This is a genomic window from Rhizobium chutanense (genome assembly GCF_002531935.1).
Taxonomy (GTDB): domain Bacteria; phylum Pseudomonadota; class Alphaproteobacteria; order Rhizobiales; family Rhizobiaceae; genus Rhizobium; species Rhizobium chutanense.
In genome coordinates this window covers 330,229-353,474 of sequence record NZ_NWSV01000003.1, presented here as the reverse complement: position 1 = coordinate 353,474, position 23,246 = coordinate 330,229, and the positions used below count along the sequence as shown (strand labels likewise).

At 62.3% G+C, this 23,246-nt stretch carries 18 protein-coding genes; 6 read left to right on the top strand and 12 right to left on the bottom strand.

What is annotated here, in order from left to right:
- Positions 1-116 precede the first annotated feature (116 nt).
- Complete coding sequence (gene pepN / locus CO666_RS06750; RefSeq protein WP_097611301.1) at positions 117-2,765, bottom strand: aminopeptidase N; 2,649 nt, start codon at positions 2,763-2,765, stop codon at positions 117-119.
- Positions 2,766-2,951: 186 nt separating this feature from the next.
- Positions 2,952-4,058, bottom strand: coding sequence for a methyl-accepting chemotaxis protein (locus tag CO666_RS34855; protein ID WP_097611300.1), 1,107 nt, complete (start codon positions 4,056-4,058; stop codon positions 2,952-2,954).
- Between the two features lie 343 nt (positions 4,059-4,401).
- On the opposite strand from CO666_RS34855, the gene CO666_RS06740 reads away from it, so the two are divergent.
- The gene (locus CO666_RS06740) at positions 4,402-5,340 is read left to right on the top strand and encodes a DMT family transporter (RefSeq protein WP_097611299.1); all 939 of its coding nucleotides are present in this window, start codon (positions 4,402-4,404) and stop codon (positions 5,338-5,340) included.
- A gap of 196 nt (positions 5,341-5,536) precedes the next feature.
- Complete coding sequence (locus CO666_RS06735; RefSeq protein ID WP_097611298.1) at positions 5,537-6,424, top strand: hypothetical protein; 888 nt, start codon at positions 5,537-5,539, stop codon at positions 6,422-6,424.
- Here CO666_RS06735 and CO666_RS34065 read toward each other — a convergent pair whose 3' ends face one another.
- From CO666_RS34065 to CO666_RS06710, 6 genes are all read right to left on the bottom strand, one after another.
- On the bottom strand, positions 6,425-6,562 hold the full coding sequence (locus CO666_RS34065) for a hypothetical protein (RefSeq protein ID WP_179869623.1): 138 nt from the start codon (positions 6,560-6,562) through the stop codon (positions 6,425-6,427).
- Positions 6,563-6,606: 44 nt separating this feature from the next.
- Positions 6,607-6,798, bottom strand: coding sequence for a hypothetical protein (locus CO666_RS06730; protein ID WP_010069253.1), 192 nt, complete (start codon positions 6,796-6,798; stop codon positions 6,607-6,609).
- 131 nt (positions 6,799-6,929) lie between these two features.
- A complete protein-coding gene (locus CO666_RS06725; protein WP_097611297.1) occupies positions 6,930-7,826 on the bottom strand; it encodes a uracil-DNA glycosylase in 897 nt (298 codons plus the stop codon).
- A 68-nt stretch (positions 7,827-7,894) separates the two neighbouring features.
- On the bottom strand, positions 7,895-9,187 hold the full coding sequence (locus CO666_RS06720; protein WP_097611296.1) for an Hsp70 family protein: 1,293 nt from the start codon (positions 9,185-9,187) through the stop codon (positions 7,895-7,897).
- 220 nt (positions 9,188-9,407) lie between these two features.
- Entirely contained in the window at positions 9,408-12,530 is a 3,123-nt protein-coding gene (locus tag CO666_RS06715) for an efflux RND transporter permease subunit (RefSeq protein WP_097611295.1), read from the bottom strand.
- On the bottom strand, positions 12,527-13,816 hold the full coding sequence (locus tag CO666_RS06710) for an efflux RND transporter periplasmic adaptor subunit (RefSeq protein WP_097611294.1): 1,290 nt from the start codon (positions 13,814-13,816) through the stop codon (positions 12,527-12,529). Before CO666_RS06710 ends, CO666_RS06715 begins: the two co-directional genes overlap by 4 nt.
- A gap of 294 nt (positions 13,817-14,110) precedes the next feature.
- Between CO666_RS06710 and CO666_RS06705 the strand changes: the two genes are divergently transcribed.
- Positions 14,111-14,992, top strand: coding sequence for a phosphotransferase family protein (locus CO666_RS06705; protein ID WP_097611293.1), 882 nt, complete (start codon positions 14,111-14,113; stop codon positions 14,990-14,992).
- 42 nt (positions 14,993-15,034) lie between these two features.
- Here CO666_RS06705 and CO666_RS06700 read toward each other — a convergent pair whose 3' ends face one another.
- Positions 15,035-15,823 carry an SDR family oxidoreductase gene (locus CO666_RS06700; protein WP_097611292.1) on the bottom strand — a complete coding sequence of 263 codons (789 nt, stop codon included), beginning with the start codon at positions 15,821-15,823 and terminating at the stop codon, positions 15,035-15,037.
- A gap of 248 nt (positions 15,824-16,071) precedes the next feature.
- Here CO666_RS06700 and CO666_RS06695 point away from each other — a divergent pair, with 248 nt between their 5' ends.
- Together CO666_RS06695 and CO666_RS06690 are read left to right on the top strand one after the other, a co-directional pair.
- The gene (locus CO666_RS06695) at positions 16,072-17,736 is read left to right on the top strand and encodes an electron transfer flavoprotein-ubiquinone oxidoreductase (protein WP_097611291.1); all 1,665 of its coding nucleotides are present in this window, start codon (positions 16,072-16,074) and stop codon (positions 17,734-17,736) included.
- 135 nt (positions 17,737-17,871) lie between these two features.
- Entirely contained in the window at positions 17,872-18,486 is a 615-nt protein-coding gene (locus CO666_RS06690) for a L,D-transpeptidase (protein ID WP_097611290.1), read from the top strand.
- A 77-nt stretch (positions 18,487-18,563) separates the two neighbouring features.
- Here CO666_RS06690 and CO666_RS06685 read toward each other — a convergent pair whose 3' ends face one another.
- A complete protein-coding gene (locus CO666_RS06685) occupies positions 18,564-19,469 on the bottom strand; it encodes a DMT family transporter (protein WP_097611289.1) in 906 nt (301 codons plus the stop codon).
- Positions 19,470-19,564: 95 nt separating this feature from the next.
- Between CO666_RS06685 and CO666_RS06680 the strand changes: the two genes are divergently transcribed.
- Positions 19,565-20,086: an Lrp/AsnC family transcriptional regulator gene (locus CO666_RS06680; protein ID WP_179869622.1), complete on the top strand. Its 522-nt coding sequence runs from the start codon at positions 19,565-19,567 to the stop codon at positions 20,084-20,086.
- 233 nt (positions 20,087-20,319) lie between these two features.
- Here the strand turns inward: CO666_RS06680 and mgtE are convergent, their stop codons facing one another.
- Positions 20,320-21,693 (bottom strand): magnesium transporter, encoded by a 1,374-nt coding sequence (gene mgtE, locus CO666_RS06675; protein WP_097611288.1) that lies wholly within the window; start codon positions 21,691-21,693, stop codon positions 20,320-20,322.
- Positions 21,694-21,954: 261 nt separating this feature from the next.
- Positions 21,955-23,181, bottom strand: a complete 1,227-nt coding sequence (locus CO666_RS06670) for an MFS transporter (RefSeq protein ID WP_097611287.1) — start codon at positions 23,179-23,181, stop codon at positions 21,955-21,957.
- Positions 23,182-23,246 lie beyond the last annotated feature (65 nt).

The following is a 23,246-nucleotide window of genomic DNA, read 5'->3' as shown; positions in this document are numbered from 1 at the left end:
TTGTCCAGAGGCAAAGGTAAAAATCCGTTAACTATTTATAATTTCGTGTTTTTCGAGCGATTCGATCGGCTCGGCCGCCGGCCGCCGAATTTTTTGCGACGGCCGGCCGAAGCAAACTACCCTTTAAGCGTGCGCTCGACGATATCGCGCACGTCTGTCGAAAGATCGGGAGCCTGTTCGATCTTGGTCAGCGCCGAGCGGGCATGATCGGCCCGCACCGGTTCCAACGAGCGCCAGGAGCGCATCGAGGTGAGAATACGGGCGGCAAGCTGCGGGTTGCGCCCGTCGATATCGAGGATCTGATCGGCAAGGAAGCGATAGCCTTCGCCGTCGGCGCGGCCGAAGCCGGTCGGATTGGCAAAGGCGAAGGTCCCGACCAGCGACCGCATCCGGTTCGGATTGGTCCGCTTGAACAGCGGGTTGTCCATCAGGGCGCGGACCCGCTCCAGGGTTTTCGCACCGGGAATGCCGGCCTGGATGGCGAACCATTTGTCGATGACCAGCGCATTTTCGGCGAAGCGGTCGCGGAAGCTTTCGAGAGCCTCGCGGGTCTGCGCACTGTCGGGGAAACGATGGGCGAGGATCGTCAGCGCATGGCTGAGATCGGTCATGTTGTCGGCGGCATCGAAGGCGGCCTTGGCGCGGGCCGGCGTCTGCTCGGCATGCGAGAGGTAGGTCAGCGCCGTATTCCGCAGCGCCCTGAGGCCGGCGCTTTTCGCATCCGGGCTGAAATCATCAGGTGTCGTCATCGCGGCGTAAAGGCCGGCAAAGACATCCTTCCCGGCCTCGGCGATCTGTTTCAGGATCGCCTGCCGGCCGGCATGGATGGCGTCGGGATCGTTGTTGCCGCCGAGTTCGCGGGCAATGTCGGATTCGCTCGGCAGCGCCAGCGCCTGAGCGCGGAAGGCCGGTTCGAGGCTCTCGTCGGCGGCTGCCGCAAGCAGAGTCTCGACGAATGTCGCTTCGCAGACGACGGGCTTGCCTTCGCGGGCGTCGCGGGCGGCTTTCAGCAGGTTCGGCAGCGCCAGATCGGTCAGCGCCTGCCAGCGGGCGAAATGATCCGTTTCATGGCGGGCAAGGTGGGCGAGATCGGCCGGGCTCTGATCGAAATGCAGGTTGATCGGCGCCGAGAAACTGCGGTTGATCGAAACGACCGGACGCGAGCCGATGCCATGGAACACCGCCGTCTGCGTACGGCCGGTGAGATGCAGCACCTCGCCGGCATATTCCGCGCCCTCGACCGAGCTCGGCTCGAGTTTGCCGCCGTTTTCGCCGAAGAGCGCCAGGCTGAGCGGAATATGCATCGGCTCCTTGGTCTGCTGGCCGGGCGTTGCCGGGATCATCTGTTCGAGCGACAGGGTGAAGCTGCCGGCGGCCGCATCGTAGCTGCCCGATGCGGTGACCAGCGGCGTGCCGGCTTGATGGTACCAGAGCGAGAATTGCGTGAGGTCGCGCCCGCTCGCATCCTTGAAGCACGTGACGAAATCCTCGATCGTCACGGCCTGGCCGTCATGGCGATCGAAATAGAGGTCCATGCCCTTCTTGAAGTCGTCCTTGCCGAGCAGCGTCGCGATCATACGCGTGACTTCGCTGCCCTTCTCGTAGACAGTGCGCGTGTAGAAATTGTTGATCTCGCGATATGTCGTCGGCCGCACCGGATGGGCGAGCGGGCCGCCATCTTCCGGAAACTGCTCGGATTTCAGATGGCGCACATCGGCGATGCGCTTGACCGGGCGCGAGCGCTGGTCGGAGGAAAATTCCTGGTCGCGATAGACCGTCAGGCCCTCCTTGAGGCACAGCTGGAACCAGTCGCGGCAGGTGATGCGGTTGCCGGTCCAGTTGTGAAAGTATTCGTGCGCGATGACCGCTTCGATATTGGCATAGTCGGCATCGGTTGCGAGCTCGGGATCGGCAAGGACGTATCTGTCGTTGAAGACGTTGAGCCCCTTGTTCTCCATCGCCCCCATATTGAAGTCGGAGACGGCGACGATCATGAAGATGTCGAGATCGTATTCGCGTCCGAACCGCTCTTCGTCCCACTTCATCGAGCGTTTCAGCGCGTCCATCGCATAGGTCGCGCGCGGCTCCTTGCCGTGCTCGACATAGATCTTCAGCACGACTTCGCGGCCGGATAGGGTGGTGAACGTGTCTTCGACGACGCCGAGATCGCCGGCGACCAGCGCGAAGAGATAGCTCGGCTTCGGATGCGGGTCGAACCAGGCGGCGAAATGCTTGCCGGGGCCGTAGCCGGCGCCGCCGAGGAAATTACCGTTCGACAGCAGCAGCGGATTGGCGTCCTTGTCGGCGATGATGTTGACCGTGAACGGCGCAAGCACGTCGGGCCGGTCGAGGAAATAGGTGATGCGGCGGAAGCCTTCGGCTTCGCATTGCGTGCAGTAGATGCCGCTGGTGCGGTAAAGGCCCATCAGCTGGGTATTGGCTTCGGGATTGATGATCGTGGTGATCGTCAGCTCGAAGGGCGCGCTTTCCGGCAGGTCGCGCACCGTCAGGCTTTCCGGTGTCGCGTCATAACGCGAAGGATCCATCTCCACCTGGTCGAACAGCAGGCCCGACAGCGTCAGCTCGTCGCCGTCGAGCACGATCGGTGCGGCGGGATCGGCGCCCGGACGGCGATGAAAGATCAGCCGGGCCTCGACCTTTGTTTCCGTCGGGTCGAGTTCGAAAGTCAGGTCCACGCGTTCCAGCACGAAGTCGGTGGGACGGTAGTCTGCCAGATGAATGACCTGGCCGGTATCTGTTCGCATGGTGTTTCCTGAAGACCGTTATTTGACAACCGCGGAATACAGAGGCGGGCGCACTCTGCCATAATTTGCCGGGCATGATTACATTAAAGTCTGAACTAAACTTAAAGCAAATTGCCCGCGAACACCAAGTTCGCGGGCAAAATATCGTATTGGAAGCGGATGAATGCGGCTGTCGCACGAAAGACGCTATTTCAGATTGAGCGCGGCCTTGATCGTCGCGTCACTTTCGGTCCGCTGCACGACGACGCCGTACCAGCCGAGGCCGTCGTAATCCTCATAGCCGAGGGTGCGCGCGAAGGCGACGATCGAGCCGTTATTGTCGTAGTAGCTTCCTTTCGCCTGCCCAGTAGGGTTGGCGAGGGCGAAATGCGAAAAGAGCAGGGCGGGATTGGTGGTGGCGATCACCCGGCTCTTGCCGTCGAGCAGCATGACCGTCGTTCTTTCCGCCAGCTGCGGCGGCAGATTCGCCTCCTTCTCGACGATCGCCTGGCCCTGGTTCTGCCAGTCGAAATAGACGCCGAGCGTACCGATCAGCCGGCCGTCGAGCTTGCCTTGTTCGCGGACGCCTGTGGCGTAGACGAGCGTATGCCTGTTGTCATGCGTCGGGCTCGCCTTGACCTCGTCGACAATATAGGCGTCGCCGGAGGAACAGGCGGACGCGGCGCGGAACCACGGATCGCCGGCGAGGCTCGTCCCCATGATCTTGCGCTGAAACTTGGGATTGGCGGAGGCGATCACCTTGCCCGAGAGATCGGTCATGACCAGATCGAGATAGACGGTGTAGAAGCGGTTGATGGCGCCGAGACGCTCCGCCGCAAAGGCGACGCTTTCCCGATCCGGATTCTCAAGCGCCTGCCAGAGTGCCGGGTCTGTCGCCCACCAGCGCACATCGGCCGTGCGCTCGAAAAGATTGCGGACGATGAGCTGCACCAGCGTCTGCGCCAGGTCGGTGAGGCGAACGCCCTCCATCTCCTCGACCAGCGAATCCGCCATGGCGCGGCTAAGGCCGATGCGGCCGAGCACGTTGCTTTCGAACCTGCCGGTGATGTCGGTTGCGATCTGCGCCAGCCGCTGCACCTCGTTGGCAACGACCGCAAAGCCCTTTCCGGTCTCGCCGGCTCTTGCCGCCTCGATCAGCGCATTGATCGCCAGCAGCTTGATCTGCTTGACGATATGGGTGTTGTCGGCGCTGAAGCGCTCGAGGTCGGTGCTGATGTCGTCGGTGACGACGCGCATCGAGCGCGGTGTCGCATTCTGCGACTGGGCAATGTTTTCTGCGCTAAGCGGCTTCATCAAATGATCCTGGGAGGGGGCGGCGGGCAATCGTTTGTCGGCGAAGAAAATTTCGAGATCAGCAAAAACGATGCGTGCCTATGGTTTTCAATTGGTTAACACCAAGCGCTCAGAGGTAAACATTTTCGGGCGAATGGCGAAAGAGAGGAAAAAAAATCGACGCGGGCGCGCCCATGCGGCACGATCGAGCCCGCAGCTGAAAGCGATTTTGCGATTCTTCCGCGCTGTGCGCGATTTTTCGCCAATCCGGATTTTCTTTCGTTACGATAGAGGCATCATCCTTTGCGTTCCCGAGTCGAACGCGCCTCCCCGTTGCTGGTAAGTCGATAGAAGAGCCAGGATCATGCACGCGGTTCTCAAAAACCCGATGAGAGGCATTGCGCTGAAAGTCTCGTCGGTCGTGGTCTTCCTGGCCATGCAGACCTTCATCAAGCTGGCCGGCTCGGAGATCCCGCCGGGTCAGGTCACCTTCTGCAGATCCTTCTTCGCGCTTTTTCCAATCATGGCCTATCTCGCCTATATCGGCCAGCTGCGCGCCGCCTTCTACACCGCCAACCCGGTCGGCCATCTCAAGCGCGGCACGATCGGCATCATGTCGATGGCTTTCGGTTTCTACGGCCTCCTGCATCTGCCGCTGCCGGAGGCGATCGCGCTCGGCTACGCCTTGCCGCTCGTCGCCGTCATTTTTGCCGCCGTCTTTCTCGGCGAGACCGTGCGAATCTATCGCTGGAGCGCCGTCCTGGTCGGCTTCGCAGGCGTCGCCATCATCTCCTGGCCGAAACTCACCCTGTTTCGCGATGGCGGCATGCAGGCAGAACAGGCCGTCGGGGCGCTTTCAGTGCTGTTTTCGGCCGTTCTCGGCGGCATGGCGATGATCCAGGTGCGCCGTCTCGTCGAGGAGGAGAAGACGGCGACGATCGTGCTTTACTTCTCGCTCACCGCCTCGGTCTTCTCGCTGGCCTCCCTGCCTTTCGGCTGGCTCGTCCTGCCATGGCCATCGGCGCTCTATCTGATTGCGGCCGGTTTTTGCGGCGGTGTCGCGCAGATCCTGCTGACGGAAAGTTATCGTCATGCCGACGTCTCCACCATCGCGCCGTTCGAATATACCTCGATCCTGCTCGGCAGCATCGTCGCCTATTTCGTCTTCGGCGACGTGCCGAGCGTCACCATGCTGATCGGCACGCTCATCGTCGTCGCCGCCGGCATCTTCATCATCTATCGCGAGCATCAGCTGGGCATCGAGCAGCGGGAGGCGCGCAGGGCCACGACGCCGCAAGCCTGACGCCTGCAAGCTCATGAAACAAAAAGCGAAAAGAATGGTCAATTCTTAGGATAGCGTCATTTCGCAGAATATGTTTGAAGGTGAGAGAGTATCATTTATTCGAAGCTGTGCATGTCTGAATGGCCGCTGATACCGGGAGGGCTTCGGTATTGCTGCTCCGAACGCCGGCCTTTGAGCGGGGGTGAAGAAAAGCACAATGGCATTCACGGCGGAGCAATTGGCGGGGAACTGTTCCTTTCTGGTGAGCATCCGCTTTTTGGCCGGGCAGATGCGCGGCATGTTCGATGCCGGCCCGCGTCTGGCGCGATTGCTTGCTTCGCATCAGCGTTGGCTTCTGACCCAGACGGCCTATGCCCTCAATCTGGAATATGATCCGCGCGACCCGACCTCGGGTTTCACCGCCGTTCGGCTGACCGCGCGCATCACCGCGCATAAGGTGGCCAGCCGCAACACCGTGCTCGCCTTCATCGAAGAGCTCTTTACCTACCGCTTCATTGTCCACACACCCGGCGACGAGCGGCGGCGGCCGCGGCATTTCGAGCCGGCCGATGTCAGCCATCAGGCGATGTTTGCCTGGATTCTCGGCAATCTCGCTGCGCTCGATCTGCTTGATGGTGGTCAAAGGGCAGCGTTTTTCCAGGCAAACCCGACATTGATGCGGCTCGTTCAGCCGCGCATTGCCCGCCATTGCCTGGAAGATGCCGCCTGGCGGGAGCCGCCGGAACAGGTGGCGATGTTCCTCTGGACGGAAGCCGGCGGCCTCGTCGTCGACAACTTCATCGCCCGGATGGATATCGAAAACCCCGAGCCGGAGAGGTATTCCGTCGGCCGCGTCGAAACCCGCGCGCTCGCGGCCGATTTCATGATGTCGCGCACCCATCTGCAACGGCTCCTGTCAAAGGCGGCACAACGCGGCTGCGTCGGCTGGGATGACGAACCCCGCAAGGCGCATCTCTGGATATCGCGGAACTTTGTCGAGGAATACTGCGCCTGGCAGGCGGTCAAATTCGCCTATGTCGACGAAGCTTTCGAATGGGCGAAAGCCCAGATCGAGGAAATGGCCGTCCGATCTGAGAAGGGCTGATCAGGGAATGCTTGCCGCAACGACGGCATCCGCCGGCCCGAGCCGTTCGCGCTCATAGTCCCGCGCGGCGCAGATTGCGGAGCGGATATGCTCGAACGTGTCGACATTGCGCAGAAGCGATATCAGAATTGCAGTCATTTCAAGGGTACTCTTGACGCGAAAGGGCAGGCAAAACCTGCCGCTCAATATTGCTGGAAATCCGAGAAAATTGCGTCGGGGCGCGCTGTGCGGCTGTTGATGCCGGTGCCGCGGGCGATCATCTGTTCGTTCGCGGCAAAGCCGAAACGGCTGTAGCCGTGGGTGGAACGAACCTGGTCGCCGGCGAGGCGGAGGGTTTCAAACCCGCTATGGATAGGACGAAAACGCTTGTTCATGGCCTTGGTTCCTGTGGTTCCTCCCAAGACACAGCTCATATTGCGATGCAGCATTGATTCCGCAATGCATCATGACGGGATGCAGTTATGCGCGCAGCGCATAGATAATTTCATAAATTATTCAATCTTGGCTAATTTCTAAGCAAGGAGAGGGACTTAAGCTTCGCTTGAAAGGCGAGCAGATCATTCCAGGCCAGCCGTTTGTTGACCGGCGCGGTCAACAGATCCTGCGGATGCAGGCTGGCTATGGCAGGAATGACACAGTCGGCGACGGCAATCTCCTTCCAGCGGCCGCGCAGGCCGTGGATCGTGTCGTTTTCGCCGAAGAAGAAACGGGCGGAAAAATTGCCGAGCAGCAGGATCGCCTTGGGTTCTGCCAGCGCGATCTGCCGTTCGATGAAGGGCCGGCAGATGTCCATTTCCGCGGCCGAGGGCGGACGATTGCCAGGCGGCCGCCAGGGGATGACCTGCGTCAGCAGCACGCTTGAGCGCGTCAGCCCGATCGCCGCCAGCATCTTGTCGAACAACTGGCCGGATTTTCCCGAGAAGGGCACACCTTCGCGATCGTCCTCGGCGCCCGGCGCCGAGCCGATCACCATGATACCGCTTGTCGCATCGCCGCTGGCAAAGATGGTCGAGCGGGCGCTGTGCTTGAGGTTGCAGCCGTTGAAGGCTTCGATCGCGGTCTTGAGCTCTGCCAGCGACCGCGCCGTTTCGGCGACGAAACGCGCCTGTTGCACCGCCTCGCCATCCGGGATTGCCGGTTGCGGGCCGGAGGCGGCGGTCGGCGCCGGGCGTGCCGCTGCAAGCGGCCGCGGCGGTGTCCGGCCTTCTCCGGCACCGGGACGTTCCCCGGCGGGAGCTTGCGGCTGCACCTGCGTCGCCGGGCGCCGGGCGGCCTTCATCGCCTCGAACTCGGCGAAGCGGTCGACCGCCTCTTCCTCCAGCAGCCATTCCACACCGGCATCCGCATGGAAATGCAGAAGCGCTGCGAGCTCGGCGGGGGAAAGGTCGTTGGCGGAGATCATCCGACAGGTTTAGCGGAGAGACTGGGGCATGGAAAGGGCAGGCGACAGATTGCCCGTCCGTGCCGGCGCTATTGCACAGTCCATTGCGCGATGTCGTCGCGTTCGCCGATCAGCGCCAGGCCGTGGGCGATCGACAGCAATTCGCCGCCGCTCTCGATCTTGTCGCTGTCGAAGCGCTCGGTGAAAATGCGGCGCACCGCCGGCACGAAGGAGGTGCCGCCGGTCAGGAACACCTTGTCGATGCCGGATGCATCGGTGTTGGTCTTTTCCAGCACGTCGTCGAGCGCGCCTTCGATACGGGCGAGGTCATCGACGATCCAGCTTTCGAAATCGCTGCGCTTGATCGTGCGATGGCCGGCGCGGCCGAGCGGGGCGAAATCGAACGGAGCCTCTTCGGCGGAGGAAAGCGCCATCTTCGTTGCCGAGACCGCCTGGTAGAGCGGATAGCCCTCGTCATGGTCGATCAGGTCGACGAAGATTTCCAGCTTCTCCGGTTCCAGCGCCGTGCGCACCAGTTTCTTGAGATCTTCGAATTCCCGCGAGGTCTTGAAGATCGATAGCTGATTCCAGCGGCTGAAGCTCGCATAGTAGTTTGACGGCACCTCGAGGATCTTGTCGAAGCTCTTGAAATGGCTGCCCTTGCCGATCTGCGGCGCGACGATGTTGTCGATCATGCGCGCATCGAAATGGTCGCCGGCCACACCGACGCCCGAATGGCCGATCGGTGTTGCCGTCAGTTTGCCGGCTCTGGTCTCGAAGCGGATCAGCGAATAGTCCGTCGTACCGCCGCCGAAGTCGGCGACGAGCACGGTCGCATCGGACTTCAGGTTCTGCGCGAAGTAGAAGGCGGCGGCAACCGGCTCGTAGACATAGTGAATTTCCGGAAAGCCGAAGCGCGTCAGCGCCTCGTTGTAGCGCTGCACTGCCAGCACCGGGTCCGGACTGGCGCCGGCAAAATGCACCGGGCGACCGGTGATGATTCGGCTGGTATCATCGGGCCAGCTCTCGCCTGCGTAATGGCGAAGGCGCCGGATGAAGATTTCCATCAGGTCTTCGAAGCTCTGCCGCTTGCCGAAGATGATCGTGCCCTGGAAGAGCGCGCTCGCGGCAAAGGTTTTGATCGATTGCAGGAAACGGCAGTCGCCGGGATTGTCGATGAACTGCCGGATCGCCGCATGGCCCGCCTCCACCTTCAGCGCCGAAGCGCCGAGTTGCGCATCCTTCATGAAGGAGAGCGCCGTGCGCATGCTGTCGGCCGTGCCTGCCGTGCTCGTGAACGCCATCGAGCGCGTCGCCCGACCATCCGTCGTGGCGAGAACCGTATTCGTCGTGCCGAAGTCCAAACCCAGCGCCCGAGCCATGCCCGCACCTCTTCATGCCGATCGTTATTGGAAACGGAGCGCTGCTCCGCAAGGGGCGTGCGAACGCCCGGATCAAGGAGGGCGGGTGATGCCACAGAGGCGTGACACATTCAAGAGGCGCCAAACTCGATCTGATCGAGGCGCACTTCTCCTCCTTGCTGGAAGAAGAAGTGCGCCGCAAGAAGCGTCGATCGGCTATGCCGAACTCAGAGGGCCGTCATCATTCGGCAGCCATGGCCCGTACCTCCTGCATCTGCACGGGCTCCTCGACCTTCTTTGCGCCGATCAGGCGGCCGAGGAAGTTTCCGAACCGGTCCATCTCGACGAAGATGACCGGGGTGATGAACAGCGTCAGCATCTGCGAGACGATCAGACCGCCGACGACGGCAATGCCGAGCGGCTGGCGCAGTTCCGAGCTTGCGCCGGTGCCGAGCGCGATCGGCAGGGCGCCGAGCAGGGCGCAGAAGGTCGTCATCATGATCGGCCGGAAGCGCCGCACGCAGGCCTCGTGGATCGCCGCCGTCGCCTTTTCGCCCGTCGTGCGCATCGTCTCCACCGCCACGTCGATCATCATGATCGCGTTCTTCTTGACGATGCCGATCAGCATCAGCAGGCCGATAAGGGCGATGATCGACAGGTCGAAGCCCATGATCTTCAATGCCAGCAGCGCACCGAAGGCCGCCGCCGGCAGGCCGGAGAGGATGGTGAGCGGATGGATGAAGCTTTCATAAAGCACGCCGAGCACGACATAGATGGTCAGGATGGCCGCCAGGATCAGATAGGGCGTATTGCCCTGTGACTGCTGGAAGATCTCCGCCGTGCCGCCATAGGAGGTGAAGACGTCTGCCGGAACGCTGATGTCCTTCTTGATCTGCTCGATCGCCGCCGTCGCGTTGCTGAGCGACACGCCTTCCGGCAGGTTGAAGGAAACCGTGGTCGAGACCAGCTGGCCCGTCTGGTTGATGGTCACCGGGCCCGTGGTGCGCTGCACATGCGCGAAGTTCGACAGCGGCACCAGACTGCCATTGGAGGAAGCGACGCGAATCTCTGACAGCTTCTGGTCGTCCCAGGGTTTGCTGGTGTCGTATTCGACGATGACGTCGTAGCTGTCGCCGGTCGACTGGATTTCCGCCGCCGCATAGCCGCTGAAGGATTCCTGCAGCGTCGTGCGCAGCGTGTCGTTGTCGATCCCGTAAGCGGCGGCCCGCTCGGTATCGATGACGATATTGGCCTGCAGAGCGTTGTTCTGGGCATCCGAGGTCACGTCGGTGAACAGGCTTCGGTCGCCACGCATCGCCGCCTGGATCTTGCCGGCCCAGAGATTGGTCTGATCGGCGCTCAGCGCCTGCACCACCAGCTGATACTGGCTGGCGGTCTGGCGACCGCCGAAGCGCAGGCTCTGGTTCGGCGTCACGAAGGCCTGCAATCCGGGGATCTTGTTGATCGCCGTGCGCAGCTCGCGCAGCGTCTGGTCAAGCGGCGGGCGCTCGTTCTTGTCCTTGAGTTCGACGAACATCGAGCCGTTGTTCTGCGGTTTGTTCGGGTTGCCGCCGATCGTCGACATCACGTGATTGACCGCCGGGTTGGCCTTGACGGCGGCTGCCGCCTGCTGCTGCAGCGCCTCCATGGCGGAATAGGAAATGTCCTGCCGTGCCTGGGTGCTGATTGTCAGGCGGCCGATATCCTCCTGCGGGAAGAAGCTCGTCGGCAGCGTCATGAAGAAATAGACCGTCAGCGCCACCGAGCCGAGGAAAACCCCGAGGATCGTCAGGCGATGCCGCAGGCACCAGCCGACCGATCTGTCGTAGCCGTTGAGCGTCCGCTCGAAGCCGGCATCGAAGAGACGGATGAGAAGCGGCGGGCGGCTGTGATTGTTGGAGAGCCGCGAGCCGAGCATCGGCGTCACGGTCAGCGAGACGATCGCCGACGAGATGATGGCGATGGCGACCACCATGCCGAATTCGTTGAAGACTCGGCCGACGACGCCGCCCATCAGCAGGATCGGGATGAACACCGCGATCAGCGAAACCGACATGGAAATGATGGTGTAGCTGACTTCGCCGGCACCCTTGATCGCCGCCTCCCGCACCGGCATGCCTTCCTCGACATGGCGCAGGATGTTCTCGAGCATGACGATCGCGTCGTCCACCACCAGCCCCACCGCGAGCGTCAGCCCCAAGAGCGAGATGTTGTCGATACTGTAGCCGAGCACATACATCATGCCGAAGGTCGCAATCAGCGACAGCGGAACGGCAAGTCCGGGAATGATCGTTGCCGTGGCATGGCCGGTGAAGAGGTAGATGACCAGAACGACGAGGCCAATCGTCAAGAGCAGCGTGAACTTGACGTCGGCGATGGCGGCGCGAATTGGCTTTGCGGCATCGTTCATGACGACGGTATTGACCGAAGGCGGAATTTCCGCGTGCAACTGCGGCAGCTTGGCGTTGATCGCATCGACGACATCGACGGTGTTGGCGTCGGGCTGACGCTGGATGGCGAGGATGATGCCGCGCTGGCCGTCATACCAGCTGCCGGTATATTGGTTCTCGACGCTGTCCTGCACATCGGCGACGTCGCCGAGGTGGATCGGCGCGCCGTTCGGATTGGCAATAACCAGCGAGCGGAATTGTTCGGCGTTGGTGCGCTGCGTGTTCGCCGTGATCGTCATGCTCTGCGAATTGTTCTGCAGCGTGCCCACAGGCTGCTGGCTGTTGGCCGCAGACAGTGCCTTGTTGACGGTATCGATGCCGATGCCGCGGGTCAAAAGCTTGTTGGGATCGACCTCGACGCGCACGGCATAGGTCTGTGCACCGTAGACGCTGACCTGGGCAACGCCCGGAAGCGTCGACAGCGACGGCGAGATGATGTCCTCGGCGATCTCGTCGAGCTTGCTGCGCGGCATGGTATTGCTCTGCACCGAGAGCAGCATGACGGGCGCGTCGGCCGGGTTGGTCTTGCGGTAGCTCGGCGGCGTCGTCAGGTTATCGGGCAATTGCCGGGTCGCATGCGAGATCGCTGCCTGCACGTCGGCCGCAGCGGCGTCGATATCGCGGTTGAGATCGAACTGCAGCACGATGCTGCTGCTGCCGAGCGAGCTCGAGGCGCTGATTTCACTGATCCCGGGAATGGTCTCGAACTGCTTGATCAGCGGTGTCGCAACCGACGTCGCCATCGTCTGCGGCGAGGCGCCGCTCAACTGCGCCGAAACGTTGATCGTGGGAAAATCGACCTGGGGCAGGGCTGCGACCGGCACGAGCTGGTAACCGGCAAGGCCGGCCAGAATGACGCCGATGGCAAGCAGCGTCGTCGCGACGGGGCGCTGGATACAGAAATTGGGGATCATTGCTGCGCTCCCACCGCGATCGTCTCGGATTGCTGCTGCCGAGGCTCTTCGGCGGAGGCGACATCAAGCGTCTTTTCGTCGAACTGCTCGTTGATCGCCTGCTGGTCGCTGAGCTGCCCCTGGCCCTCGACGACGACATGGTCGCCGGCCTGAAGGCCCGATTCGATGGCTGTGAAGCCGCCATTGGCGCGGGCAACGGTGACCGGCGTCAGATGCGATTTGCCGTCCTTGGCGACGAAGGCGAAGAAACCGTCCGGGCCGGGGCTGACGGCAACCGTCGGCACCACCACCTGCTGCTCGTCATTGTCGAAATGCACGACGATGTTGACCGACTGGCCAGGCCAGAGCGCGCCGGAGGCATTCTCGAATTTCGCCTTGGCGAGGATGGTGCCCGAGGCCGTGTCGACCGTATTGTCGTAGAAGCTGATCTCGCCCTTGCGGACCTGCCCCTTTGTCGAGGCGGGAACCGTGCTGACCTCGACCGGGCCGGCTGCCAGAGCTTTCTTCAGCACGCGCAGATAACGTTCCTGCAGGTGGAATTTCACATAAATCGGATCGTATTTGGCGATGGTGACGATCGCTGATCCGGCATTGAGGAAGGCGCCCTTGCTGATCGCGATATCGCCGAGCCGGCCGTCGAAGGGAGCGCGGATATCGGTGTTTTCGAGGATGATCTGATCGGAGGCCAGCGACGCCTTGTCGGCATCGACGGTGGCAGCGGCGGTATCGCGGGCGGCGACCGCCTGGTCGAGGCTCTGCTGGGTCCCGGCCTTCTGGTCGAAGAGGTCCTGCGCGCGCGTCAAGGCGGTTTCGGCTTCCGCAAGGGTTGCCGTATCGCGCACGATCATCGCATTGTCCTTGTCGACGGCGGCCTTGGCTGTCCGATCGTCGAGCTTGGCGATCAGATCGCCGGCTTTGACGCTCGCCCCATCCTTGGCGCTGATGCTGACGATCAGGCCCTGTTCCTGGGCGGCAATGGTCGTGTTGTCATCCGCATCCGCCCAGCCGGAAGCGGTCACATCCATCGGCAGCGTCGTTTTGACAGCCGCGACCGTTTTGACGACGGTCGGGCCGCCGCCGCCGCGTTTGCGCCCCCCGCCCTGTTGCCCGCCGCTCTGCGCTTGATCGGCCTGCGCTTGTTGCCTGCCGCCATTGCTGCCGGCCGGCTGCTTGATGAACTGCGAGAGGTACGGAATGCGGGAGGCATAGGGGATCAGATTCCCGAATTGCCAGACGCCGACGGCGGCAACGGCGATAATGCTGACGGTGATCCAAAATTTCTTCATGGGCGAGACCGGTTTTTGGCAAGGTTGCGGGGGCAAGGTTGCGAAATTTTATGCCCTGATAGAACCGCTTATATTGCGGCGCAAAAAAGACATAATTCCGGAGTCGCGATCACTAAGTGGTTATAACGGCTTAAATTTTTGTAATGAATATTCCGTAATATTCAAACTATACTAATATAGACCCAGTGTAACCCGATGCCGTTTGACGGCGCAGGGGCAAGCGGCTCGCGACTAGCCGATATCCATCCGCAAGCCGCCGGGAAAACAGGGAAAAACTAGAGAAGGCAGGTCGTCATGACCGAGTTGAACGCCAGCGAATTTCGCTCTCTCATCACAAGCGTGTTTCCGGAACTCACCGCCTCCGTCTTCAGGCTGGCGGCGAAAAGCTGGGATTCCCTTGCCGTCGACGTCGATGACACGCTGATCTTCAAGTTTCCCCGCCATCCAGCCGCGGAACGAGCGCTTGTCAAGGAAGCCGCCTTGCTCGACATCATCAGGCCGTCGCTGTCGATGGCGGTTCCCGACATGCACATTCACGACGGGCCGCCGATCTTCTCCAGCCATGCCAAGCTCGATGGCGAACATCTGATCGCCGAAGATTACCAGGCGCTTAGCGAAGGCGATCGTCAGCACCTTGCAGATGATCTGGCGCGTTTTTACGCCGAGCTGCATGTGCTCGATGCCGATCGTTTACGGTCGGCCGGCGCCGGGCCGATCCAGCCCTGGCAATCGCCGGAGGCGGTGCGAACAAAGGCTTTGCCGCTGCTGCCACCCGAGATCCGCAGCTTTGCCGAGGCCGTCATTGCCGATTTCGTAGCCTTGCCGCCTGATCCCCACGGCAAGACCTACGGCTTCTTCGACGGCCATGGCTGGAACATGGCCTTCGACCATGCCCAGAGGAGGCTCAACGGCATCTACGATTTCGCCGATTCAGGTTTTGGCCCGCTGCACCAGGAATTCATCTACTCGAATTTCATCTCGCCGGATCTGACCGCCCGCATCGTATCGGCCTATGAAATGCTGACCGGACGCAAGCTCGACCGGCGGCGCATTGCGATCTTGACGGGCTTCCATCGTCTGTCCGAGCTCGCCGAAATCGCGGACGATCCGGCCCATGTCGGATCGATGGTTCAAAGTGCCGCGAGTTGGGCGGCTGTCGCGGCCCATGCCGGCTAATGCATCGGGCCGATGTGATGATTGAAAAGTGTGAGAGCGCCGTCAGACGGAGCGTGCCGCGCCGCCGTCGCAGCGGATCAGCGAGCCGGTGATGTAGCTGGCCGGCTGGCTGCAGAGGAAGGCAGCCGTTGCGGCAAATTCTTCCACCCTGCCGTAGCGGCCGACGGGAATGCGCGCTTCCTTGTCGGCCCGGATTTCCTCCATGCTCTTGCCCGTCCGCTTGGCCGCCGCCCCGTCGAGATCGTCGAGCCGCCCGGTCAGGATGCTGCCCGGCAGGAGCAGGTTGGTGGTAACGCCGAAGCCTGCCACTTCGGAGGCAAGCGTCTTGCTCCAGCCGGCAAGCGCCGGGCGCAGCGTATTCGACAGCGCCAGATTGGCGATCGGTTCGATCACGCCGGAGGAGGCGACCGTCAGGATGCGGCCCCAGCCCTGTGCCTTCATGCCGGGCAGCAGCGCATTGGTCAGCGTAATCACGCGGGCGACCATGGAGAGGAAATAGGTCTCGAGTTTTTCGCCCGTCATCTCCTCGGTCGTGCCGGGCGTCGGCCCGCCGGTATTGTTGACGAGGATATCGAGCCCGCCGAATTTCTCCTTCACCGCCGCCGTCGCCGTCTCGACGAAGCGTTCATCGCCGAGGTCGGCCCAGATCCAGTCGGCCCGGCCTTTGCCCTCGCTATTGATCGTCTTGCAATTGGCCTCCAGCTGTTCGCCGCTGCGTCCGCAGAGCAGCACGTTCGCGCCTTCGCGCGCCAGTGCAACGGCGATGCCGAGACCGAGCCCGCGCGAGGAGGCGAGGACGAGCGCGCGTTTGCCTGTGATGCCGAGATCCATGATTGTCCTCCAAATTTCTCTAGGCGATGTATAAGGCGCAAGCGGCGGAAAAGGAAAGGGAGCACCATTGGTTCCGCCAGGTTTGCGAATTGATGTTGACGTAAGCGTTATAATTTGGCCTCGCAGCGCATATCGTTGTGCGAATTGAAGATTGGCTGTCGTATCCCGGCTCGACAATGCTTTCTCGTTTTGACAAGAAGTGCTTATGAGGAGATGACGGCCGCGTGCCGCCAAGCGGAGACGAGTGAATGACCGAGACGACTGAGCTGCCCGAACGCGAAAGCATGGAATTCGACGTGGTGATCGTCGGCGCGGGGCCGGCCGGTCTTGCTGCGGCGATCAGGCTGAAGCAAGTCAATCCGGAATTGGCGGTCGTCGTGCTCGAGAAGGGCTCGGAAGTCGGCGCCCATATCCTCTCGGGCGCCGTCGTCGATCCGATCGGCATCGACCGGCTGCTGCCGGGCTGGCGCGAGGATGCCGACCATCCCTTCAAGACCGAGGTGACGGCAGACCACTTCCTGGTGCTCGGGCCGGCCGGTTCGATCCGGCTGCCGAACGCGCTGATGCCGCCCTTGATGAACAATCACGGCAATTACATCGTCTCGCTCGGAAACGTCTGTCGCTGGCTGGCGACCAAGGCCGAAGAACTTGGCGTCGAGATCTATCCGGGCTTTGCCGCAGCGGAAGTGCTCTACAATGATGCGGGCGCCGTCATCGGGGTGGCCACCGGCGACATGGGCATCGAAAAGAACGGCGAGCCCGGCCCGAACTATACCCGCGGCATGGAACTGCTCGGCAAATATGTGCTGATCGGCGAAGGGGTGCGCGGTTCGCTCGCCAAACAGCTGATCGCCAAGTTCGATCTCTCGAAGGATCGTGAACCGCAGAAATTCGGCATCGGCATCAAGGAACTCTGGCAGGTCAAGCCCGAGAATCACAAGCCGGGCCTGGTGCAGCACTCCTTCGGCTGGCCGCTCGGGATGAAAACCGGCGGCGGCTCCTTCCTCTATCACCTCGAAGACAATCTGGTGGCGGTCGGCTTCGTCGTTCACCTCAATTACAAAAACCCCTATCTCTACCCCTTCGAGGAATTCCAGCGCTTCAAGACCCATCCGGCGATCCGCGGAACCTTTGAAGGCGGCAAGCGGCTCTCTTATGGCGCGCGTGCGATCACCGAGGGCGGCTACCAGTCGGTGCCGAAGCTCTCCTTCCCCGGTGGCGCGCTGATCGGCTGTTCGGCCGGTCTCGTCAACGTGCCGCGGATCAAGGGCAGCCACAATGCGGTTCTGTCGGGCATGCTGGCGGCCGAGAAGGTGGCGGCGGCGGTTGCAGCAGGCCGCAGCCATGACGAGGTGGTCGAGATCGAAAACGAATGGCGCAAGGGCGACATCGGCAAGGATCTGAAGCGGGTGCGCAACGTCAAGCCGCTGTGGTCGAAGTTCGGCACGGCGCTCGGTGTGGCGCTCGGCGGTCTCGATATGTGGACCAACACGCTGTTCGGCTTCTCCTTCTTCGGCACGCTTGGTCACGGCAAGACGGATGCCCAGTCGCTCGAACCGGCCGCCCAGCACAAGCCGATCGCCTATCCGAAGCCGGATGGTGTGCTGACCTTCGACCGCTTGTCCTCGGTGTTCCTGTCGAACACCAACCACGAGGAAGACCAGCCGGTGCATCTCAAGGTCAAGGATATGGGCCTGCAGAAGCGCTCCGAACATGACATCTACGCCGGCCCGTCGACACGCTACTGTCCGGCCGGCGTTTATGAATGGGTGGAGAAGGATGGGCAGGACGTCTTCGTCATCAACGCCCAGAACTGCGTGCACTGCAAGACCTGCGACATCAAGGATCCCAACCAGAACATCAACTGGGTGCCGCCGCAGGGTGGCGAGGGGCCGGTCTATCCGAATATGTGAGGCGGATTAGCTCCGCCTCGACAATTTTCACGTGCTGACGCCTTCGTGATCGCTTCTCACGGGCGGCCGTTAGCCGTTCATTAACCATAATCTCCTTAGCTTGCGACATCTTCTTGACGCACTAAGGACACATTGATGACGATCTCGCGCCGGGGCTTCCTGATCGCTCTGCCCCTTTTTGTCGCCGGCTGCTCTTCGACCGGCCTGAACAGCCAGACGAATTACGCCGCACTTCCGGATGAGAAATTCCCTTTGAAGCAGGTGCCGATCGACAAGATCAAGCCGGAGCTCCGCCGCCAGGAAGTGGCCTATGAAACCACGCATGCTGCCGGCACCGTGGTGGTCGATACCCCGGCGCGCCGCGCCTACTATGTTCTCGGTGACGGCAGGGCGATGCGCTACGGCGTCGGTGTCGGCCGCGAGGGGCTGGCATTTGCCGGCGATGCCTATATCGGCCGCAAGGCCGAATGGCCGAGCTGGACGCCCACCGAAAACATGCAGCGCCGCGAGGAACGCTATCGCAAGCTTGCCGGCGGCATGCCGGGTGGCCCGAACAACCCGCTCGGCGCGCGGGCGATGTATCTTTATCGCGGCGGCGGCGACACGCATTTCCGCATTCATGGCACCAACCAGCCGCAATCGATCGGTCTTGCCATGTCGAGCGGCTGTATCCGCATGATGAACCACGACGTGATCGACCTCTATAGCCGTGTCGAGGTTGGCGCCAGGGTCGTCGTCATCCAGGCTTGAGCAACCAGATTCATTGAAAAAGCCGCGGCAGCGAATGCTGCCGGCGGCTTTCGACTTTTGTTGGTCCCGGCTGTCGGTCAGCGGCGCGTCGCGGCGATACCCGTGGACAGCGCGACGCCGATGCCGGTGATCACGGCGGCGCTGATTTCGGTGAGGCCGATCGGTTCGCCAAGCAGCAAGCCGCCGCCAAGCGTTGCCAGCACCGGCGTCAGCGCCGTGAAGGCGGCGGCCTGCGTTCCGCCGAGCCTTCTGACGGCAGTGCCGTAGGCCAGCATGGCGACGAGGCCGGAAAGAACACCCTGGCTCAGCGCCTGCAGACCGATTTCCTGGAGAGGAGCCTGCGGCAGCGAGATGCCGAAGGTGAGAGCAAGCGCAGCCATGATCAGGAAGGACCAGACGGCGATCAGCGCGCTGGCCTGCACGGCCGTCAGGCCGGAGCGGCGGAAGGCATGCGTATAGCTCGCCCACAAAACGGCGCCTGCCGGCAACAGCACGAAGCTCGTCCACGGCAGCGAGGCGTCCGTCAGGCTCTGTGTGAGCAGGATCAACACGCCGGCGATGATTGCCGCAAGGCCGGCGATGCGCGTGCCGTCAGGTCTTTCACCAAACAGCGCAATGCCGATCAGCGCTGCGGCGAGCGGCATCGAGCCGCCGAGCAGAATGCCCGAAGAGGCAGCCGGCGTCGAATGAATGGCCAGCGTTGTCAGCAGGAAGAAGACGGCGCCCGAGCCGCATACCATGATCGCCAGCAGATGCAGCGGCAGGGCCTTCGGCAGCAATCCGGTCTTCAGCCAGACGGGTGCAAGCACCAGCGCCGGAATTCCGAAGCGGATCAGCCCAATGTCGATCGAACCGAGCGGCGTTGCGGCGCTGTGTCGGGTGACGAGAAACCACGTCGCCCAGATCAGCACGGTCAGAGTGCCGCCGGCATAGCCCAGTGCCTGCGACGGCGACTTGTCGTTGGAAAATGCAATGGTGGTCATCGTCCTGTCCTTTCGCTGGTCCGGAGCCTCTCCGGTTGAGAAAAGACTAGCGCCAGAGGGCAGGGCATGTCCTTGCTATCTCTGGCTCAAAAATCATGCTAGACGCAATCTTCTGCCAATTGATGCCGGCCGGAATCGCGAAAATGCCAAATCTCGATAAATTCGATATCGCCATCCTGAAGTGCCTGCAGGAGGATGCGCGGGCCACCAATGTCGAGATCGCCGAGAAGGTGAACCTGTCGCCGTCGCCTTGCCTGCGTCGCATCCGCAATCTTGAACGCGCCGGCGTCATCCGCGGCTACACAGCCGATATCGACCGTAAGGAGGTCGGGCTCGGCCTCACCGTCTTCGTCGAATTGAAGGTCGCCCATCACAGCCGCGAGAATTCCGAGGCGCAGCATAAAGCGCTGCTCGCCATCCCCGAGATCGTCTCCTGCTTCCTGATTTCGGGCACGGCCGATTTCCTCGCCGAAGTGGTGGTGGAAGATCTCGCCGCCTACGATCGGCTTCTGACGGAGACGCTGCTGACCCTGCCGAATGTCAGCGACATCCGTTCCAACTTCGCCATTCGCAGCATCAAGACGCATGGTCCATTGAAGCTGCCCGAGGGGAAATAGTTTCGTTGGGCTTGGCGGCGGTTATTCGGGGTCATCTTCGGCCCGGGAGATTGCTGATGCCGGCCCCTCATCCGGCTGCCGCCACCTTCTCCCCGTAAACGGGGCGAAGGGGATATGACGCAACCTCTCCGTTCCCACCGACCTCTCGCAAGGCACGTCCCCTCTCCCCGTTTTTACGGGGAGAGGGTTAGGGTGAGGGGCATCTGCCCCCTCGGTCTTGCCGTCTGCGAGCCCTACAGCAGCGTGCCGCTGAGGATGAGCAGCGCCACCGAGAAGTAGATGACGAGCCCGGTGACGTCGACCAGGGTGGCGACGAAGGGGGCCGAGGCGCTGGCCGGATCGAGCCGCAGTTTCTGCAGCAGGAAGGGCAGCATCGAGCCGCAGATCGAGCCGAAGGTGACGATCCCGATCAGGGCGGCGAACACTGTGATGGCGACCATCTGCCAATGCGGGCCGTAATCATAGAGGCCGGCCGACTGCCAGAAGACGATGCGGACGAAGCCGACGAGGCCGAGGATGGCGCCGAGCACGATGCCGGTCGGCAACTCGCGCAACAGCACCTTCCACCAGTCCGAAAGCTTCAGCTCACCGAGCGCCAGCGCCCGGATGATCAGCGAGGTCGCCTGCGAACCGGAATTGCCGCCCGAGCTCATGATCAGCGGGATGAACAGCGTCAGCACCACAGCCTTCTCCAGCTCGCCTTCGAAATGCTGCATGGCGCTTGCCGTCAGCATCTCGCCGAGGAAGAGGGCGGCGAGCCAGCCGGCGCGCTTGCGGATCATGCCGCCAAAGCCGATCTTCATATAGGGCTGGCCGAGCGCTTCCATGCCGCCGAACCGCTGCGCCGCTTCCGTCGTGTCAGATATCATTGTATCGATCACGTCGTCGACGGTGACGATGCCGAGCACCTGCCCATGTTCGTCGGTAACAGGCAAAGCGAGCAGGTCGTGTTTGCGGATCAGCCGGGCGACATCCTCCTGCTTCATCAGCGGGTCGGCCGAGACCGGCGTGCCCTTCTGGGCCACCGAGAGGATGGAAGCATCAGGCTCGCCGGTGATCAGGCGGCGCAGCGTCACAACATGCATCAGCGCATGGCTCACCTCGTCGAGCACATAGATCGCATAGACGGTCTCGCGCGAGCGTTCGACCTGGCGCACATGGTCGAGCGTCTTGGCGACGGTCCAGCTGTCGGGCACGCTGACGAACTCCGTCGTCATGATGCCGCCGGCGGTACGCGGCGGATAACCCATCAGATGCTGGATGGCGATGCGCACCGGCTCGTCGAGGCTGGAGAACAGCCGGGCGCGGGTCTCGCCGTCGAGTTCGAGCAGCACGTCGGCGACACGGTCGTTGGACATGCCGTGCAGCAGCCGCGCGGCATCCTCGGCGCTGACAAGCGCCAGGATCTGTGCGGCGTTGCGAAGCTCCGGCCGGTCGAGAATATTGACGGCATAGTCGAGCGGCATGCCTGATAGCACGCGGCCGGCGTCCTGGATGGTCAGCGCGTTCAACGCGTCGACGCGTTCGGCGATCGTTGCGCCGCGGCTGTTGTTGATGAAGGCACGGGCGGCATGGCCTGCCCGGAGTGGGAAGCGATTGATATTCATATGAGGCTCGCCTTTCCGTCGATCCGCCGTAGCGTCCCGAACGGGCGAGCCGACAGGAGTCGGTCAGCGCACGAGGGCCGCGTACGGCAAAGGCAATCGACTGCTACTGTCGCTTGGCATCGTGAAGATGGCTCCGTTGAAATCCGCGGAAGACAAGTGCCGTCCGCGTAAGATGCTAGGTGGTCCCGAACGCGAAAAAAGTCAAGCGGGGTAAATGCTTAACGCCAGAATGTCGCACCCCCGCATTGCCGATGGAGAGGCTCAGGCGGCCTGCGCGCTCCGGCTGCGGCGCTCGAGGTGGAACGAGGCGGCAAAGACGAAGAGGCCGAGGAAGGAGAGTGCTGCGCCGACATAACCGGTTGCCGCAAAACCATAGCCCCAGGCGATGACGAGGCCGCCGAGCCAGGCGCCGATCGCATTGGCGATGTTGAAGGCGGAATGGTTGGAGGCGGCGGCCAGCGTCTGGGCGTCGGCGGCGACATCCATCAGCCGCGTCTGCAGCGCCGGGCCGGCGGCAAACCCGCAGCCGACGAGGAAGACCGAGAGGCCGAGCATATAGGGGTTGGCGGCGGTCAGCGAGAAGGTTGTGAGCACGACGATGTTGTAGACGAGCGAGCCGCCGATCGTGCCGAGCAGCGATTTGTCGGCGAGCCACGAGCCGATGAAATTGCCGGCATTCATGCCGACGCCGAAGAGCACCAGCATGATCGGAACGGCTGTTTCCGGCAGCATCGCCACTTGTGTCGTGGTCGAGGCGATATAGCTGAACATCGCAAACATGCCGCCGTAACCGACGGCGGCGATGCCGAGCGTCAGCCATACCTGCGGCCGGCGGAAGGCGCCGAGTTCGCGTGAGAAGCTCGCCTCTTCGGAAACCTTGTCCTTCGGAACGTAGAACCAGATCAGCGCCACCGTCAGCAGGCCGAGCACGCCGACCGAGAAAAACGCCACCTGCCAGTCGAGCGACTGGCCGAAGAATGTCGTCAGCGGTGTGCCGAGAAGGGTGGCGACCGTCAGGCCGAGCATGACGCGGCCGACCGCTCGCGCCCGGCGATGAACCGGCACCATCGAAGCGGCGACAAGGGCCGCCACGCCGAAATAGGCGCCATGCGGCAGGCCGCTGATGAAACGCAGCAGCGTGAAACTTTCGAAGCTCGGCGCCATAGCGCTTAATATATTGCCGGCGGCAAAGATCAGCATCAGTGTCAGCAGCAGCGTTCGACGCGCCATTTTCGCCGCGAGCACGGCGATGACGGGCGCGCCGATGACGACGCCGAGCGCATAGGCGCTGATGACGTAGCCGGCCTGCGGCGTCGTGACCGAGAAGGTGGCGGCGACATTGGGCAAGAGTCCCATGATCGCGAATTCACCCGTGCCGATGCCGAAGCCGCCGCAGGCGAGCGCCAGCTGCACCAGCGCCACGGTCGTTGCCGACGGCAGAGCTTCATCCTGGCTGTCGATGGAATCATTGACGGCGATTTCACTCACGAGAGTTCCTCGATGCGGTTTTCCGATGGCGATGACCGCTGGCGCGAGCGCGGCTGCGAGCCGAT